Below are 17675 nucleotides of genomic sequence, written 5' to 3'. Positions count from 1 at the left end.
TCTCACAACCATTCCCATACATCACACAGCATTCACAGTTCAGAAAGATTAATGCTAGCAATCTTAAAAAAAGAGTTTAACGGCTTCCTTAACTCGCTCATCGCCTATATAGTGATCGCGGTGTTTCTGGTGGCCATCGGTATGTTTATGTGGGTATTCCCGGAGAGCAGCGTGTTGGAGTATGGCTTTGCCGATATGCAGACGCTCTTCGCCATGGCGCCCTTTGTGTTCCTCTTCCTGATTCCGGCAATTACCATGCGCACCTTTGCAGAGGAGAAGCGGGAAGGCACTATTGAGCTGCTGCTCACCAAGCCCATCACCGACCTGCAGCTTATACTTGGAAAATATTTTGCGGCGCTGCTTTTGGCGCTGTTTGCGCTGCTGCCAACACTGCTGTACTACTATTCGGTTTATGAACTGGGTAACCCGCAGGGCAACGTAGACTCTGCCGCGGTGGTGGGTTCCTATTTAGGGCTTATCTTTCTGGCCGGCGTGTTTGCGGCTATCGGCGTTTTTGCCTCCGCTATTTCCGACAACCAGATCATCTCCTTCGTGATCGCGGTTTTCCTGTGCTACATCATCTACACGGGCTTTGACCTGATTGCCTCCATACCGGTATGGGGCGGCTACAGCTACTTTATTAGCCAGTTGGGTATCTCATACCACTATGCCTCCATCAGCAAGGGCTTGGTCGATTCGCGGGACGTGTTATACTTCCTGAGCGTGATCGCTATCATGGTGTTGGCCACTAAACTTGTATTGAGGAGCAGAAAATGGTAACGGAGCAGAACAAGAGCAGGCGCGGCAGCGATATCCTGGTGTTCCTGGCCTCGGTGGCCGGAATCATCCTACTGAACCTACTGGCGGCCAACTATTTCTTCCGCCTCGACCTGACCGAGGACAAACGCTATACCATTGCCCCGGTTACCAAGCAGATGCTGGGCGACCTGCAGCAGGAGGTAGTGGTAGACGTGTACCTGGAGGGGGATTTCCCGGCAGGTTTCAAGCGCCTGCAGCAGTCGGTGCGCGAAACACTGGATGAGTTCCGCATCTACGCTGACGGCAACCTGCGCTATAACTTTATCGACCCAACAGAGATCAGCGATGAGGAGCAGCGGAATGAGTTTTATACTTCCCTGGCCAAGAAAGGCATCATGCCTACCAACCTGCGGGCCACCGAAGAGGGCAAGCAGGTGGAGCGCCTGGTGTTTCCAGGGGCAGTGGTAAAGTATAACGGCAAGGAAGCTGCCGTAAACCTGCTGAAGGGCAACCTGGCGGCCTCGCCGGATGAGCGCCTGAACCAGTCGGTGGAGGGGGTGGAGTACGAGCTGGCAGCGGCTATTCGCAAACTGGCGTTCCAGGGCGGCAAGATCATCGGCTACATGGAGGGGCAAGGGGAGTTGGAGCAGCTGCAGGTGGCCGACCTGATCGGTTCGCTGCAGGAGTACTACCGCGTGGCCCGCGGCGACTTGGCCCAAATCCCATCGCTGGAGCGCCTCGACCTGATTATCGTGGCCAAACCTACGAGCGCTTTCAGTGAGGCGGACAAGTATAAGCTAGACCAGTTCATCATGAAGGGCGGCAAGGCGGTGTTCTTTGTGGACCCTATGAACGCCAACATGGACAGCGTGGGGGCAGGAGGGACCTTTGCCATGCCTTACAATCTGAACCTCGACGACCTGCTGTTCCGCTACGGAGTACGACTGAACGCGAACCTGATTATGGACCTGAACTCCGGCTTCATCCCACTGGTGACCGGCTACATGGGCGACAGGCCGCAGACAGAGATGGTGAACTGGCGCTTTTACCCGCTCCTCAATAATTTCGCCAAGCACCCGATTACACGCAACCTGGATGCGGTGTACTCCAAGTTTGTCAGTACAATGGACACTGTGAAGGCCGACGGCATCCGGAAAACACCGCTGCTGTATACCTCCACCTACTCCCGTGTGCTTGAGGCGCCGGTACCCCTTACGCTGGAGGAGGCGCGCATGGAGGTGAACCCGCAGCAGTACCAGGCGGGCCAGCAGCCAGTTGGCTATCTGCTGGAGGGTAAATTCACGTCGCTTTTCCGCAACCGCAGGGCACCGGCCGGCGTGCAGAACACCAAAGTGCAGGAGCAGGGGGTAGAGACTAAAATTGCCGTTTTCTCGGATGGCGACCTGGTGCGCAATGATGTGAACCCACGTACGGGGCAGGCTTATGAGCTAGGCTTCGACAGGTTTAACAACATCACTTTCGCTAACAAAGAACTGGCCATGAACACGATTCATTACCTGCTGGATGCCGAAGGGTTGATCAATGTCCGGAGCAAGGAAATTGCCCTGCGTCCGCTCGACAGAGTGCGTGTGCGGGAGGAGAAAACTTATTGGCAGTTGCTTAACCTGGTCGCCCCGATCGTGGTGCTGGGGCTGTTTGGTGTGGTGCGATATTACCTGCGCAAGCGCAAGTACGAGCGCTTTTAAAATTATCTGCTTCTAACACAGCCTGCCGCGAAAAACGAGAGGCAAAAGGCTTAGGAGAAAAACGAAATATTTTTAACTTTGCCTAAATAACATTATAGGTATACATAATGAAATTCATCGTCTCTTCCTCTGCTCTTCTGAAGCAGCTATCCAGCATAAACGGTGTGGTAACCAACAATCCGGTTGTCCCCATCCTAGAGAACTTCCTGTTCGAGATAAACAACAGCAAGCTTACCATCACAGCCAGCGACCTGGAGACTTCCATGATCACGGAGTTGCCGGTGGAGGCAAAGGAGAACGGCCGTATCGCTGCTCCCGCCAAAATCTTGCTGGAGACGCTGAAAAACCTGCCAGACCAGCCGGTTACTTTCACGATTGACGAAGAAACGTATACCATCGAGATCAGCTCCTCCAACGGACGCTACAAGCTATCCGGCGAGAACGCTACGGACTTCCCGCGCGTGCCGGTGGTGCAGGGCGGAAACGCCATAGAGATACCATCTAACGTGATGGCCCGGGCGATCAACAAAACCATATTCGCGGTTAGTAACGATGAGCTTCGCCCAGCCATGACAGGTATTTTTGTGCAGTTGCGCAGTGAGAGCGTAACGTTTGTGGCGACTGACGGGCACCGTTTGCTGCGCTACCGCCGCACAGACGTAGGCACGGACCAGGAGGCATCCATCATCGTGCCGCGCAAAGCCTTCACGCTGCTGAAGTCTACGCTGCCATCGGAGGCAACGGCCGTGCGTATGGAGTTCAACCAGTCCAACGCCTTCTTTAGCTTCGACAACATCCGCATGATTTGCCGCCTGATTGACGAGCGCTATCCGGATTATGAGAACGTGATTCCGGTGCAGAACCCAAACAAACTGGTAATCGACCGTGCGGACCTGCTGAGCTCTGTAAAGCGTATCTCTATCTACTCCAATAAAACCACACACCAGATCCGCCTGAAACTCTCTGGCTCTGAGCTGCAGGTATCGGCTGAGGACCTGGATTTCTCGAACGAGGCGAACGAGCGCCTGACCTGCCAGTATGATGGGGAGGACATGGAGATCGGTTTCAATGCCAAGTTCCTGATGGAGATGCTCAACAACATTGACTCTGACGAGATTACGTTTGAGCTGTCTACGCCGAACCGTGCAGGACTGCTGATGCCAATCGTAAACGAGGAGGCTGAGGATGTGCTCATGTTGGTGATGCCGGTAATGCTGAACAACTACGTGTAGCAAAAGTATACTTATTGATATGGGAAAGGCGAACTGCAACGGTTCGCCTTTTTTGTTTCATCCTGATCATAAAGCATGAAGCACGGTAGCTGGCTAGCAGTGTTAAGCTTACCGCACCCGCCTTACCTGTATAAACACCGGAAAATGGTCGGAGTAGCCTCCTAAGTAACTCCTGCCACTAAACGTGCTTTTGGGCGCTTCTTTGAACTTGCCCAGGGTATACTTTATCGTTACCGGGTCATAAATCTTGGCCGAGCCCCGCACGTATTCCAGGCCCTCTTTTGGGTCAATAAGCGATTTGGAAACGAGCACCTGGTCCAGCATCTGGAAGTCGCCCCGGTAGACGTAGCTGCCCAGCCCGTTTACAAATGAAATATAATGCGTGTTGAAGAGTTCCTCCTGGTAGGCAGGGTTAGGCCTGCCCGTTGCCTTGAGCGTCTGCTGCATCACCGCCGAGCGTGGTTCGGCATCGTAGTCCCCGATGGCAATGATCCTTACGTTTGGGTCGGCTTTCTGCTGCTTGTCTATTGCCTGGCGTAGGGTGGCTGCGGCGGCCTGTAGGCGGCTCTCATCTTGCCTTCCACGGCGGGACCTGCCGCGCGGGGGCCAGTGGTTGACGTAGAGCGTAACCAACTCGCCCTGCAGTTCCCCCTTCACCTGTAGGATGTCACGGGAGGAGTAGTTCCGCTCCTTAAAATCGATCTTTATGTAATCGGTGGCAGTTGGCTTGAACACCTTGGGTTTGTAGAGCAGGGCAATGTCTAGCCCCTGCTCGTCCTTCATGTCCTGGTGTATGATCTTGTAGCCCAGCTTGCGTAGAGGAGGGGTATTGATCAGGTCCTCCAGCACCTGTCGGTTCTCGACCTCGGCCAGCCCTATAATGGCGGGGCCGTTATCGCCGCCAATGCCGGCTATAACGGTGGCAATGTTTTTTAATTTTAGCTCATAACGTTCCTGTGTCCAGTTCATTTCCCCGTTCGGGGTGTACGGGTCATCATTTGTTTGAGGGTCATCCTTGGTATCGTAAAGCTTTTCTGTGTTGTAAAAAGCGATGGTATGCAACCGCCCCTTTTTAGAGGTGACTGGCATTTTAGCGCATCCGATAAGGGTGAGGATGGTAAAAAAGAAGAAGAGGGTTTTAATTCCGTAGCGCATCGTGTAACTTTGTGCTGTCATATGTTTAGCCATATTACGAGAACACTATACAATAAAGTTTAAAATTGAACTCATGAAGAAGTCAGAAATATACTTTAGCATTGCCCTGGATGACAATCACGTGCCGGAAGCCATTAGCTGGCGTGCCACAGATGCAGGGGAGAAGATACACTTTGCCAAAGCCATCAACATCTCTCTGTGGGATCGGGATGAGGCTGGCACGATGAAAATAGACCTTTGGACTAAGGATATGCCGGTAGATGAGATGAAGTACTTTTACATTGACACCATGGGAGCTATGGCGCAAAGTATTGCAACGGCTACCAGCGACCAGGTAATGGCTCAGAAGATACGCGCTCTTTGCCAGGAGCTGAACGAGCATGTGGAGCAGGACCGCCTGAAGAACGACCCGGGAGCCATCAAGTAAGCTTCCTATAAAGTATAAAAACAGCGAAGCCGCCTTTTCTTAAGGCGGCTTCGCTGTTTTTAAGTATGTCTGATACTAGTGGTAAAGCTTTGCAAGAAGAATTAATCGATACTCACAGTCGCCTGGTTGGCGGCACTGTTATCGGCTACGGCAACGCTACCAGCATTCTGGTTATCGAAGCTAGCCATAAATTTCTGGTCGGCGGCACGGTAAACTTTACGGTCACCGAAATAGTGGTTATACTGTACCGTGCTTAGAACATTCTCTAGCAGCATATCGCGCTCGGCGAACACGCTCTTGCAAAGCTCCTCCACTTTCTGCTGATTGCTGGCATACTGCGCCTCAATGGCAGTTACCTGCTCTGCAACCTGCAGGTTGATCTCTCTTATTTTCCTTGACTGGTAGTTGTTCAGACGCAGATCCTTAATCATCTGGTCTGATAAATGCTGTGCTCTGGCCTCTGCTACTGCTTTCAGCTTAGACGATTTATCGCCTGTAGCTTTCGCTGCGAACACACATCCAAACACCATGCAAATCATTACCAATAGCTTTTTCATAATCTTATTCCTTTCTTCGTTTTATTTTGTGATAGTTATACTTACAACGAGGCAAAATGGGTAAAAAATTCCGGCTGCTGTAATTATTTTTTCTACCTAAAATAGTGCAGATACCATGCCAAAAAGCCCGCTTAAAACAAATTAAGCGGGCTTTTTACTGTTTTTCAGCGGTTTAACTTACCACTCGTTCATCCACATCATAGACTCAACCGGCGTGATAGTGCGATGGTTATACTTGGCGTTTTGCTTCTTGTTGTAGTAGTTCTCGATGCCACCTTTCACCTCAAAGTAAATCAGCTGCCCAATCGGCATGCCATAATAAACGCGTACTTTCTGCGAAACGGAAATCTCCAGTGTCCAGGTGTTGCAGAAGCCTACGTCGCCTTTGCCCGCTGTGGCGTGTATGTCAATACCCAAGCGCCCCACGCTTGATTTACCCTCCAGAAAAGGCACGTGTGCGTGCGTTTCGGTGTACTCCAGCGTTACGCCCAGGTATAGCTTGCCCGGCTCCAGCACAAACCCCTCCTCCGGAATCTCAAATACATCAATCTCGTTGTGTTTACGGGCATCCAGCACCTCGTCTTTGTACCGAGCCAGATAGCGGCCCAGGTGTACGTCGTAAGAGTTGGTGCCAAGGCAGGAGCGGTCGAAAGGCTCCACCAGAATGGTGCCCTTATCTATTTCCTCCAGTATCTGTTTGTCTGATAAAATCATGTTGGTGGGTATTTAGAAACGTAAAAGTAAACAGAAGCGCTTTATGTATCAAACAATATAAAGCAAAAGCGGCAGCACCATTCAACCGGTGCTGCCGCTTTTGTGTAGCTATGGAGAAGGCTAAGCCTCTAGCGCCTCCTGCAAAGATTCGTAGCTAGCCTGCACGTACTGCTCCACCATGGCATCCGTGATGGCGGCAGACACAAACAGGGTCTCGTACTGCGAAGGGGCCAGGTATACACCGCGCTGCAGCATGGCATTGAAGTAGCGCCCAAACAAGGCCGTGTCGGATGTTTTGGCTGTCTCGAAGTCGTATACAGGCTTATCGGTAAAGAAGATGCTGAACATAGAACCCACGCCGTTGATCGTGTAGTTGACGCCTAGCTTCTGCAGGTTCTGCTGCATGCCTTCTACCATGCGGGATGTGGTGCTCTCCAGCTGCGTGTACACTTCCGGGTGCTCCTTCAGGTACGTGAGCATGGCCATACCCGCCGCCATGGCGATGGGGTTGCCCGAGAGCGTGCCGGCCTGGTAAACCGGGCCTGCCGGTGCCACAAAGTCCATGATCTCCTTTTTGCCGCCATAGGCACCTACTGGCATGCCGCCGCCAATGATTTTGCCCATGGTGCTCATGTCCGGGGTCACGCCGTAGAGCTGCTGCGCCCCACCTGCCGAGAGCCTGAATCCTGTCATCACTTCATCGAAGATCAGGACAATGCCCTCTTTGTCGCACAGGGTGCGCAGGCCTTGCAAAAAGCCTGCTGCCGGGGTTACCAGGCCCATGTTGCCTGCCACCGGCTCCAGGATGATTGCAGCCACCTGCCCACGGTTTGCATCCACCAGCGTTTGCACAGCCTCCAGGTTGTTGAATGGGGCCGTAAGGGTGTCGTTGGCCGTGCCTTTGGTTACGCCGGGGCTGTCTGGCACGCCAAGCGTAATGGCGCCGCTGCCCGCGGAGATCAGGAACGAGTCGCCGTGGCCGTGGTAGCACCCCTCAAACTTAATGATCTTGTCGCGGCCGGTATAGCCACGCGCCACACGAATGGCCGACATGGTGGCCTCGGTGCCCGAGTTTACCATGCGCACCTTCTCTATACTTGGCATCATGCTGATGATCAGCTCTGCAATCTCTACCTCCTTACGGGTAGGGGCACCAAAAGAGAGGGAGTTCGGTATGGCCTTTATTACGGCTTCGTTCACCACATCTGCCGCATGCCCCAGGATCATCGGGCCCCAGGAGTTGATCAGGTCCAGGTACTGGTTTCCGTCCTCGTCGAACATGTAGGGGCCTTTAGCCGAAACCATAAAACGCGGATTTCCTCCTACGGCCCTGAAGGCACGGACAGGGGAGTTCACTCCGCCTGGTATAGAACGCTGAGCCCTTTGGAATAGCTCTTCGCTAATAGGTGCGTGTATCATAAGTATAGTCAGTCTTGATGGATGATCTAAAATTAGAGTGCAGGATTTACCACGGTCAGTTCCAGGTTCTCCAGCTTTAGTATAGGGACATACTGGTTATCGGGTTGCAACTGCCGGCGCTGGCTTTGGTCGATGTAGCCTATGCCGTTGAAGAACACCCCTGGTTTAATGCCTGCTGCGGCCAACTGGCCGTTAAACTGCGGCCCGTACTGCTGCATGAGCTGTCCAAAGTAGAACAGCAGCTCGTATCCGGTATACGCATACTGCGATGGCGGCATGTTATACTTGCTGGCGAACTTCTCCCGAAAGCTCTTGTTCACGGGGCTCAGCTTGTTTATGTACTTGGGGCTGATGAAGTATACTTGCAGGTGATCTAGCTGCTGCAGGGTAATCTGGTTGATGTCCAGCCATTTGTCGTAAGTAACAAGCGGCAGTTCCGGCGCCTTGCTCTGCACCAGGCTGGTAGCGTTCATGGCAGCGGTCATCTTATCGGAGAAAACAGCCATGTGCCCCACGTTTTCCAGGTTTAACCCCCGAAAGGTTGTGGCCGTGGCGGAAGCCTCGGCAGAGTTAATCTTCTTGAACACCTTTATCTTGCCGCCTAGTTGCTGGAACTGCCGGCGGTAATGGTTGGCAAAGGTGGTGTCTTCTTTGGTGTTATCGTATAGAATAACCGCTGTCTTCGGGGAAAAGTTTTGGAAAGCATAGGTGGCCGCCTGTCGGGCCTGTGTGGCCACCGAAGACTCAAACAGAAATACATTGTCGTTCCCGGCCGCCATGTCCAGGTCCTGCGTAAGCGGGTTGATTACATTGATGTTATTCTGCGCACCAAAGCGGGCAGCTACCTTGGCCGTGGACTTGTAAACCGGGCCGATGATCAAGTCCATGCTCTTCATCTCCGGGGTATTCAGCACCCGCTTTACCGTGGTGGTGTCGGCACCCGCGTCGTATGTATAAAGGTTAATATGGATTCCCTGCTGTTGCAGCGAGTCCTGCGCCAGTAGCATACCGGCGTACATATCGGTAATAAACTGGCTTTTTCGGGCGGTGGTGGCATAATCTTGCTTCAGTTGAAACGGGAACAAGACGGCCACATCCAGGCCCTTTGTTTTAAGGGCATCCTTACTCAGGTAGCGGTTGCGGTCCAGCTTAAACTCCTGCACCAGGCTCTCCAGCAGCTTACGGTCTTCCGGGCGGTACCAGCCCCCAACCAGTTTATCGGCAAAAGTCTGTGCCACGGTTCTGTCGGAGCCGAAGCGGCGCATCAGCTGCTCATACTTCGGTCGGTCGTTCAGGCGGGTCAGGTAATACCTTTTCAGACCTTCCGCGTCGCTTGCCAAAGGTGTTCCCTGCAACTCCTGCAATTTGCTCAGGGCGCGCTCATACTCGCTCTGCTCAAAAAGCACGTTGGCCAGCAGGTAATCGGCATCGGCCATGCCACCCCAGCTTGGGTGCTGGTTCTGCAACTGCAGCAGCATCTGGTATGCCTCTTCTGTTTTCCCGGATTTAAGGGCAGCGAGGGCGTATAGGTAAGAAGCCTCCGGGGCATAGGTGCCATTTTGGGCAGTTAGCGGTTTCAGCTCTGCCATAGCCATGTCGTAGCGCTGCTGCTGTAGCAGCACCTTGCCGTTGCTATAAGTCGTGGCCGCATCCTGCGTTTGGGCCATGGCAGGCAATGCCAGGGTGCTAAGTAGCGCAAAGCCTGCTATTTTCTTACGGAAGCTTCTTTTCATGCAATCAATCTTATTAACGGACAAAAGACAAAGGACAAAAGACCTTGGCTGTTCCAAAAAGTCCTTTATCCTTTGTCTTCTTATTCATGTATCAAAAATTATTCCCACTCAATAGTGGCCGGTGGCTTAGAGCTGATATCGTATACAACTCGGTTGACGCCTTTTACTTTGTTAATGATCTCGTTCGACACATCGGCCAGGAACTCGTATGGCAGTCGACTCCAGTCAGCGGTCATGCCGTCCACGCTGGTTACGGCGCGTAAGGCCACCACGTTCTCGTAGGTACGCTCATCACCCATTACGCCTACCGATTGCACCGGTGTCAGGATCGCGCCTGCCTGCCATACTTCATCGTACAAACCGGATTTCTTCAGGTTGCTGATAAAGATATGGTCTACCTGCTGCAACACGTGTACTTTCTCCGGCGTGATGTCGCCGAGTATACGGATGGCCAGGCCTGGGCCCGGGAACGGGTGGCGGCCAATGATGATGTCGTCGATGTGCAGGGCTTTACCTACCAAACGAACCTCGTCCTTAAATAGTGTTTTCAGTGGCTCCACTACCTTCAGCTTCATAAAGTCTGGCAAACCGCCCACGTTGTGGTGCGATTTAATGGTGGCAGACGGCCCCTTCACGCTCACCGACTCGATCACGTCCGGGTAAATGGTGCCCTGCGCCAGCCACTTCACATCCTCAATTTTGTGCGCCTCCTCATCAAATACCTCTATGAAAACGCGGCCAATCGCCTTGCGCTTTTGCTCCGGGTCAGTCAGTCCGGCAAGGGCACTATAAAACTTCTCCTTTGCGTCTACGCCTTTTACGTTCAGGCCCATGTGCTTGTAAGAGTCCAGCACGGTTTCAAACTCGTTCTTACGAAGCAGTCCGTTGTCTACAAATATACAGTACAGGTTCTTGCCGATGGCCTGGTGGATAAGCATGGCAGCCACGCTCGAGTCTACCCCGCCAGATAGGCCAAGCACGACTTTATCGCTGCCTAGTTGCGCTTGCAGCTCGGCCACGGTGGAGTCAATAAACTGCTCCGATGTCCAGTCCTGCTGGCAACCGCAGATATGCACCACGAAGTTACGAAGCAGGGCTTTACCTTCCTCTGAATGCGTTACCTCCGGGTGGAACTGGATACCGTACGTTTCCTGGTCTTTTAGCTTATAAGCGGCCACGCGCACGCTGTCGGTGCTGGCGATTACCTCAAAATTAGCCGGCACTTCCTTGATAGTGTCGCCGTGCGACATCCATACCACAGAGCCCAGCGTCAGTTCTTTCAGCAGGCGGTCGTGGTTGTGCAGTTCGCTCAGTCGGGCACGGCCGTACTCCCGTATGGTGGAAGGGGTTACCTCTCCGCCCTGCTCGTGGGCAATGAGCTGCGCGCCGTAGCAAACACCTAAAACTGGTAGTTTGCCCAGGAACTGCTCTAAATTGATGGTGGGATGTTCGGCATCGCGTACCGAGCAGGGGCTGCCCGACAGGATAACGCCTTTTACTTCGTCTGTGATCTCCGGCACATGGTTGTACGGATGAATCTCGCAGTAAACGTTAAGCTCGCGAACCCTTCTGGCAATTAGCTGGGTGTACTGCGAACCAAAATCGAGGATGAGAATTTTTTCTGGCATGCGCAAAGGTAAGGTAGTTTGGGGGTATAAGGCAATTTATTTTGATGTTTACTCTCTTCGGGTATGTTTTCCGGAGTGGGAGGGGGGAGTAAACATCTACATGAGCTTTATTTCTTTGAATCGAGGCTTCAGGACTAAGCTTTTGTGTTTTATGCTTATACTTAGGCTTCGCTTTATACTTCCTTCGCTTTCCTTGGCGCAAGCGTCCGCTTATGCCTGTGCTGCTGCTTCCTGCAACTGGACACATAGCCGCCCTTACTAGCTTCCGTTCACCCACGGCCTTAATAACCTACTTGTTTCAACTCTGTCTTTGGCTCCCTCAAGCCAGGGAGGGCTCGTCCTGGGGGTAGGGGCCCTCGATAAGGGCATCGCGCTGTGTTCCCTTCCTGCCCTCGTGCCTCGGGCTGCCCTTTCAGGGCACCGGAATCTCACAAGGCGCTCAACCCAAGGACTGGGATCTGGTTCGATAGCCAGAGCTGACGGAGCTTGAACCGAACTCCCTTGTAAAGGGCAGGATCATTGTCTGCCGTGCAATTCCCCTCCTCTGGACTCGCCAAAACGCCTGTTTTGAGTTAGTGGGTACAGCTCACTGGGGGCTACTTTTGCGGATGCTATTAGTATCTATAAAGCTTATACTTCAACTAGCGTAATCATGTAGATGCATTGTGGGCTCCCTTTCCGGATAGAAGGAGCCAGTGATGAAAACTAAGCGATGGCGTGCGCTTAATTCAGGGGAAGGCCAAGGGGCACCGGGCTCACCCGAGATCCTGCTCTTTCTGATATGGATGATCAAAATTTAATCCTTTCACCTTCAGCAGGATCGGTCTTCTAATGGCCCCTGAGGATTATTTTTTCTGCTTTGGGCTTGCACTTGGGATTATTCTTCGTACTTTTGTATCGGCAAGCCGGCACGGCCAGCTCCCGCTGAACTCCCCCAGGACCGGAAGGTAGCAAGGGTAGGCGGTTGAAGCGGCGCGATGTTCGGCTTGCTATTTTTTTTGCCCCTCCCTCAACGCTTCCGCAGCCCGCAAATTTCTCACATTTCCTTCCGGATTCTGGATTAATGCTTTAGCTTTGTATGTATAACTATAAGCATCTGTAACTATGAAATTCTTTATCGATACAGCCAACTTAGACGAAATCCGGGAGGCCCACGACCTGGGCGTGTTAGACGGCGTTACGACTAACCCTTCGTTGATGGCGAAGGAAGGCATCACGGGACACGATAACATCATTGCCCATTACAAGAAAATCTGCGAGATCGTGGATGGCGACATCAGCGCGGAAGTAATTGCCACCGACTTTGATGGTATTGTACGAGAAGGCGAGTTCCTGGCAGAGTTGCACCCAAATATCGTGGTGAAGGTTCCGATGGTACGCGATGGCGTAAAGGCAATACGCTATTTCAGCGAGAAGGGCATCAAGACTAACTGTACGCTGGTATTTTCTGCAGGTCAGGCTATACTAGCTGCTAAGGCGGGGGCAACGTATGTTTCTCCGTTTGTAGGGCGGCTGGATGATGTCTCAACGGATGGAATGCAGTTGATCGATCAGATTGTGCAGATTTACGGCAACTACGGGTACCAGACGCAGGTATTGGCAGCCTCTGTTCGCCATGTGATGCACCTGGTGCAGTGCGCAGAGGTGGGAGCTGATGTGGTAACTTGCCCGCTGAACGTGATCACCGGATTGCTAAAACACCCGCTTACAGACATTGGGCTGGAGAAGTTCCTGGCAGATCACGCGAAAGGAAATAAATAATTGCAGCATGCGCACCTTCTTTTGTCTAGCCTGACCGGAATAAATGTCCGTTTGGCTGGTTTACGGTGCGTCACCCTTGGTTCGTAAAAGATACAGATGTATATCATCAAAGTTAAAGGCAAAGCCAAAATTCCGGACTACATTCAGCTCCGAGATGAGAATTTTGTGCTGATTGCCTACTTTAGGGCCGACCGTCCGCTCAAGAACCTCGACCGCTACGGGTTGGAAGGAAAGGAAGAAGCGCTGGCCGCCCTGATCGACTCGCTTGAGTTCGGTAAACTACAGAAATTAGATATTTAAGGAGTACGTATGAGTTTTTCCTCTTCACCGGTGGTTTCGCTGCGCGATGTCACTATCTTCCAAGACGTAAGCACTATCCTGAGCAACGTGAATTTTGATGTGGAGAAAGGTGAGTTTGTGTACTTGGTAGGGCGCACAGGAAGCGGTAAAAGCTCGCTGCTGAAAACCCTATATGCTGATTTGCCCCTGCAGACCGGAAACGCCGCTGTGGCTGAATTTCAGCTAGGCAAGTTGCGTAGAAAGCAGATCCCGTTCCTGCGCCGGAAAGTAGGCATTATTTTTCAGGATTTTCAGTTGCTTTTCGATCGAACGGTGGCAGAAAACCTGGCCTTCGTGTTGAAGGCAACCGGCTGGAGCGATAAATCAAAGCGGAAGCAGCGTATCTCTGAGGTGTTGATGCGGGTGGGGCTGGATGCTGCGGCCAACAAGATGCCGCACCAGCTTTCAGGCGGGGAACAGCAGCGCGTGGTGGTGGCTCGCGCCCTGCTCAACGAGCCTGTCATCCTTTTTGCTGACGAGCCGACCGGTAACCTTGACCCTGCAGTGGCAGACGGTATCATGAAACTCTTCCAGGAGATAAACAACCAGGGAACGGCCGTGCTGATGGCCACGCACAATTACGAAATCATACAGCGTTACCCGCAGCGCGTGCTGAAGTGCGATGCGGGTCGTGTACTGGACTCCAAGGTGGAGGAATTCAACCTCGTGAACGGGTACTAAGGAGCCAAGTATAAAAGGTTCTGCAGAAAGCCCTCAGCCGTCGTTACGGCTGAGGGCTTTCTGTTTGCTGTTCGCTCGTTTCCTCCTGCGGCCTTATGGCCTGGTACTGTTGCTGAGCCTGTTGCACCGTTTTCTTCACCTGGTCTGATAGACTACCTTCAATTGTTCGGTAGCGGCTGTTTAGGGCACTCCACCAGCCTTCGATCAGGAGCCAATCACGGTTGTCGTAAGCAGCTGCGTTCTCTTTTACGTTGGACGCAAAGCGGGTGTAGGTCTGGCCGATGTTGCCGGCCGTTACCTCGCTCATGTCATCATCCGCAATCTCTAAGCCCAAAAGCTCCCGGCGCAATTTATAGCGACGGCTAGCATCCTGGTACTGCTGCTGCCGGCTTTCAAGGGCGTTCTTATACCTTTGGTCTAACTGGTCAGCCTCTGCACGCTGCTCCGGGGTCAGGTTTTCTTGCGCGTCCTCCAGGCGCTGGCGTTGCGCCTCATACTCTTCCTGCATAGTAGCCTTGGCTTCTTGCCAAGCCAGAGAGTCATTTTCAGCTTGCTCCAAAGCGCGCAGTTCTACTTCACTCAGGCTATCCTGCTCAAACTTGGTGACATAATCGCGATACTCTGTGATCGCCTGTTCGCTGGCTGCGGCTCTTTCTGCCTCTTTTCCGTTGCAGGAGAAGAGCAAAAGAGGCAGGGCAAGCAGTACATAACTTAATTTATACATAGCTACATTTATCTGTTTTAGTAGGGTAAACGCGGCAGCCATAATAGGGGTTGCAGGAGGTAAGTATGCGGTGGGGAAGTGTAAAGCTGCTCCCCTCTGCGCAAAGCCTGCTGTTTTCCTTATATTTGTAGCACATCAGCTGTAAGAAATAACACCATGGAAGATATCAGGATGACCTCCACCAAAGCCCTCTATGCCAGATTGAAGCCGGAGCTGGATGCGGCTTTTAGCGGTGTGATGGCAAACATGGGCCAGGAAAAGGGAGAGGAGGTAGCGGCTTTTGCCCAAAGTATAGCGCAGTACCTGCAGGTGCAGTATGCCTGGCCTTGTGCCAATGGGGCAGATGCCCTACAACTGGCCCTGCTGACGCTACAGCCGCCTGCCGGTGCTGAGGTAATACTTCCTGTTTTCTGCCATGAAGCAGTAGCCGATAGGGTAGTGGCTGCAGGGTTGGTGCCCGTGTTTGCGGATGTGAATGCCGAAACATTTACCTTGGACCCAGCCTCTGTGGAGCGTAAGGTCACCCCGGCTACGGCTGCCGTTGTAGCGGTGCATTTGTTTGGGCAGTGCGCGCCCATGCAGGAGCTGATGGAGCTGGCGCAGAAATATAAGCTGTGGGTGTTGGAGGATGTGACGCAGGCGCTGGGGGCAAGGTATGTAGGGGCGGATGGAAAGGAGCAGAAGGCAGGTACTATGGGGCATATAGGTTATACTTCTTTTTTCCCGACAAAGCCTGCTGCTGATGCAGGAGAGGGGGGAGCGGCTTTTACCAGCGATGCGGAACTGGCGCACCGTATGAAGCAGATTACGAAAGACGGGATGGAGGGCAGGTATACGTTTGCATCTCGCCTGGATTCCCTGCAGGCTGCCATGTTGGAGGTGAAAATAAGACACCTGGACGAGTACAATGAGTCGCGGCAGGAGATAGCCCGCTTCTATGATAACGCCTTCGCTGAAACGGAGCTGGTGCAGGCGCCCCAGCGCGCCACTTACAGCTCGCACACGTACCAGCAATATGCCATACAAGTAAGCCCCAGCATCCGAGATGGATTGAGGCAGCACCTAAGCGATAATTTTATACCCAATGCGATATACTATCCGCAGCCGCTGCACCTGCAGGAGAAATATAGGGCGCTAGGCTATGCCCCCGGCAACCTGCCCGTGGCGGAACTGCTTTGCCAAAGTGTACTATCCCTGCCCATGCACTCAGAGCTGAAAGAAGACCAATTAACCTATATTTGTCAGCATGTGGTAAATTATGTTAAGCAGTTTAGCTGAGGCTACTAAAGCATGCTTCCGGTGATTTGATGTCAGCCTATAGTTTCCAGCCGGTGATGCCGTAGATCACCTTGCGCAGCCAGGCGTTCATCTCCGGGTAGATGCTGAGGTTGAGCGCCAGCCCCATGTATACTGCCGTGATGAGCACGGAGCGCGTAATCAGATCGAGAAACACATTGCCCAGGTAGGGCAGGAGGTAGGAGCAAGCCAGGGAAACGGCGGCTATTGCGGTGATTCCTAAAGCGCTCCAGGTAAAAGGCTGAATATGGTAGATGAACTGCACGAAGAGCAGACGGGCAATGTTCATGCTGACCAGCGAGATCATGGAGGCCAAAGCCGCACCTTCTATGCCATAGCGCGGGATAAAGTACCAGTTCGTCCAGATAGTGAGGCCAGCCAACACCACATTGAACCCGAGGTCCCACTTATACTTGTCGGAGGTGGCCAGAATGGCCCCGTTCAGGCTCGTGGCCAGGTCCACGAGGCGGGCCAGGCCCAGGAACAAAACCACATACTTGCCACTACGGTAACTTTCGGGCATGAAGTCATAGAGGTTATCAATGTTGGCCCAGATGCCAATAAAAAGCAACAGCCCCACAATCAGGTTGATCATAGTGACGTGCTGGTACAAGTTGCTCATGCCGTTCATATCCCGCTCTTTCCAAAACTCCGCCACCTGCGGGTGCGCAATTTTAAGGATAGACCGGCCCGGTACAAGTATGGCACTCGTCATAAAGAAGGCGGTAGTATAAATGCCGTTGTCGGCGAGGCTGTAGGAGGAGATCATCACCTGGTCCACGGTGGTGATGATGGTGGTGGAGATGTTTCCCAGCAAGGTAAAGAAGCCATAGTAAAACAGTTCCCGGAGCGGTATGATGCTCATGACCGCCAGCGAAGGCTTCAGGTGTAGCTGTTTGAGCCAGATTGTATAGCCCACCAGCACCAGCGCCCCCACTGAGTTCACGATTATGTACAGCAGCACAAACGTGTGGAACTCCATCCCCCCCAGCGCATAGGCGCTGATTAGCACAGTGGTAAGTATGCGCAGCAGGAAATCCTGCACGAAGGAGGAGACAATTGTCTTGTAAAGCGAGCGCAAATACGCCGTGAACATATTGAACAGCAGCGCGAAGAGCGACAGAGGGATCAGGTAATAGTAATAGTCGATGATGAGCGGCGAGTTCTCCAGGTAATAGCCTACCACTGCTGGCTTAAAGAGCAGGAAAAGTGCCGTGGTAAGAACGAATCCCAGCAGCGGCACCGACAGCAGCAGAAACAGGAACCCGTTGTGCTGCTTCTCCGGGTCACGGAAATAAGGAAAGTAGCGCACGCTCATGTTCACAAAGCCCAGGGCTGAGAACTGTGCGTACATGACCGAGATCGACAGCAGCAGGCGCGTGAGGCCTACCTCGGCCTCATCCAGGAAATTAGGAAAGAGCAGCACCGTGTTCACATACCCGATCAGGATGCCGGCATACGAAATGGTGGTGTTCCAGATTCCTTCGCGCTGTAAGGTTCTGCTCATGGGCTATAGGGTGAAGCGCAAAAATAGCATATATGGT

Annotated in this window: 16 protein-coding genes and 1 other RNA gene; 9 read left to right on the top strand and 8 right to left on the bottom strand. The window is 52.8% G+C overall.

What is annotated here, in order from left to right; genetic code table 11:
• Positions 1-51: 51 nt before the first annotated feature.
• The 3 genes from gldF to dnaN all read left to right on the top strand — a co-directional run bounded on the left by gldF (position 52) and on the right by dnaN (position 3697).
• Positions 52-780: a gliding motility-associated ABC transporter permease subunit GldF gene (gene gldF / locus PXG97_RS02700; protein WP_276496180.1), complete on the top strand. Its 729-nt coding sequence runs from the start codon at positions 52-54 to the stop codon at positions 778-780.
• Positions 774-2465 carry a gliding motility-associated ABC transporter substrate-binding protein GldG gene (gene gldG, locus PXG97_RS02695; protein ID WP_276496179.1) on the top strand — a complete coding sequence of 564 codons (1692 nt, stop codon included), beginning with the start codon at positions 774-776 and terminating at the stop codon, positions 2463-2465. The genes gldF and gldG overlap by 7 nt, the downstream gene beginning before the upstream one ends.
• Positions 2466-2572: 107 nt before the next feature.
• Positions 2573-3697 (top strand): DNA polymerase III subunit beta, encoded by a 1125-nt coding sequence (dnaN, locus tag PXG97_RS02690; RefSeq protein WP_276496178.1) that lies wholly within the window; start codon positions 2573-2575, stop codon positions 3695-3697.
• 108 nt (positions 3698-3805) lie between these two features.
• On the opposite strand, the gene PXG97_RS02685 is transcribed toward dnaN, so the two are convergent.
• Positions 3806-4873 carry an endonuclease/exonuclease/phosphatase family protein gene (locus PXG97_RS02685; protein WP_276496177.1) on the bottom strand — a complete coding sequence of 356 codons (1068 nt, stop codon included), beginning with the start codon at positions 4871-4873 and terminating at the stop codon, positions 3806-3808.
• 52 nt (positions 4874-4925) lie between these two features.
• Here PXG97_RS02685 and gldC point away from each other — a divergent pair, with 52 nt between their 5' ends.
• Entirely contained in the window at positions 4926-5279 is a 354-nt protein-coding gene (gene gldC, locus PXG97_RS02680) for a gliding motility protein GldC (protein WP_276496176.1), read from the top strand.
• 101 nt (positions 5280-5380) lie between these two features.
• Here gldC and PXG97_RS02675 read toward each other — a convergent pair whose 3' ends face one another.
• From PXG97_RS02675 to guaA, 5 genes are all read right to left on the bottom strand, one after another.
• On the bottom strand, positions 5381-5836 hold the full coding sequence (locus tag PXG97_RS02675; RefSeq protein WP_276496175.1) for a hypothetical protein: 456 nt from the start codon (positions 5834-5836) through the stop codon (positions 5381-5383).
• 177 nt (positions 5837-6013) lie between these two features.
• Positions 6014-6550 (bottom strand): dCTP deaminase, encoded by a 537-nt coding sequence (gene dcd / locus PXG97_RS02670; protein ID WP_276496174.1) that lies wholly within the window; start codon positions 6548-6550, stop codon positions 6014-6016.
• Positions 6551-6670: 120 nt separating this feature from the next.
• Positions 6671-7969, bottom strand: coding sequence for a glutamate-1-semialdehyde 2,1-aminomutase (hemL, locus tag PXG97_RS02665; RefSeq protein ID WP_276496173.1), 1299 nt, complete (start codon positions 7967-7969; stop codon positions 6671-6673).
• Positions 7970-8001: 32 nt separating this feature from the next.
• Positions 8002-9702: an ABC transporter substrate-binding protein gene (locus tag PXG97_RS02660; RefSeq protein ID WP_276496172.1), complete on the bottom strand. Its 1701-nt coding sequence runs from the start codon at positions 9700-9702 to the stop codon at positions 8002-8004.
• Positions 9703-9800: 98 nt separating this feature from the next.
• Positions 9801-11330, bottom strand: coding sequence for a glutamine-hydrolyzing GMP synthase (guaA, locus tag PXG97_RS02655; RefSeq protein WP_276496171.1), 1530 nt, complete (start codon positions 11328-11330; stop codon positions 9801-9803).
• 899 nt (positions 11331-12229) lie between these two features.
• Between guaA and ffs the strand changes: the two genes are divergently transcribed.
• The 4 genes from ffs (at position 12230) to PXG97_RS02635 (ending at position 14111) form a co-directional block, all read left to right on the top strand.
• Positions 12230-12324: signal recognition particle sRNA small type (gene ffs / locus PXG97_RS02650), an RNA gene on the top strand.
• 110 nt (positions 12325-12434) lie between these two features.
• Complete coding sequence (gene fsa, locus PXG97_RS02645) at positions 12435-13091, top strand: fructose-6-phosphate aldolase (protein ID WP_276496170.1); 657 nt, start codon at positions 12435-12437, stop codon at positions 13089-13091.
• A gap of 96 nt (positions 13092-13187) precedes the next feature.
• Complete coding sequence (locus PXG97_RS02640; protein ID WP_092103929.1) at positions 13188-13391, top strand: fructose-6-phosphate aldolase; 204 nt, start codon at positions 13188-13190, stop codon at positions 13389-13391.
• 9 nt (positions 13392-13400) lie between these two features.
• Entirely contained in the window at positions 13401-14111 is a 711-nt protein-coding gene (locus PXG97_RS02635; RefSeq protein WP_276496169.1) for a cell division ATP-binding protein FtsE, read from the top strand.
• A 43-nt stretch (positions 14112-14154) separates the two neighbouring features.
• Here the strand turns inward: PXG97_RS02635 and PXG97_RS02630 are convergent, their stop codons facing one another.
• Complete coding sequence (locus PXG97_RS02630) at positions 14155-14835, bottom strand: hypothetical protein (protein WP_276496168.1); 681 nt, start codon at positions 14833-14835, stop codon at positions 14155-14157.
• A 156-nt stretch (positions 14836-14991) separates the two neighbouring features.
• On the opposite strand from PXG97_RS02630, the gene PXG97_RS02625 reads away from it, so the two are divergent.
• The gene (locus PXG97_RS02625) at positions 14992-16113 is read left to right on the top strand and encodes a DegT/DnrJ/EryC1/StrS family aminotransferase (protein WP_276496167.1); all 1122 of its coding nucleotides are present in this window, start codon (positions 14992-14994) and stop codon (positions 16111-16113) included.
• 37 nt (positions 16114-16150) lie between these two features.
• On the opposite strand, the gene PXG97_RS02620 is transcribed toward PXG97_RS02625, so the two are convergent.
• Positions 16151-17638 (bottom strand): lipopolysaccharide biosynthesis protein, encoded by a 1488-nt coding sequence (locus PXG97_RS02620; RefSeq protein ID WP_276496166.1) that lies wholly within the window; start codon positions 17636-17638, stop codon positions 16151-16153.
• Between the last annotated feature and the right edge of the window lie 37 nt (positions 17639-17675).

The sequence above is a fragment of the Pontibacter litorisediminis genome (assembly GCF_029360645.1).
GTDB lineage: Bacteria > Bacteroidota > Bacteroidia > Cytophagales > Hymenobacteraceae > Pontibacter > Pontibacter litorisediminis.
Note: the sequence above shows the minus strand (reverse complement) of the source record. Positions and strands in the feature narration are given on the sequence as shown.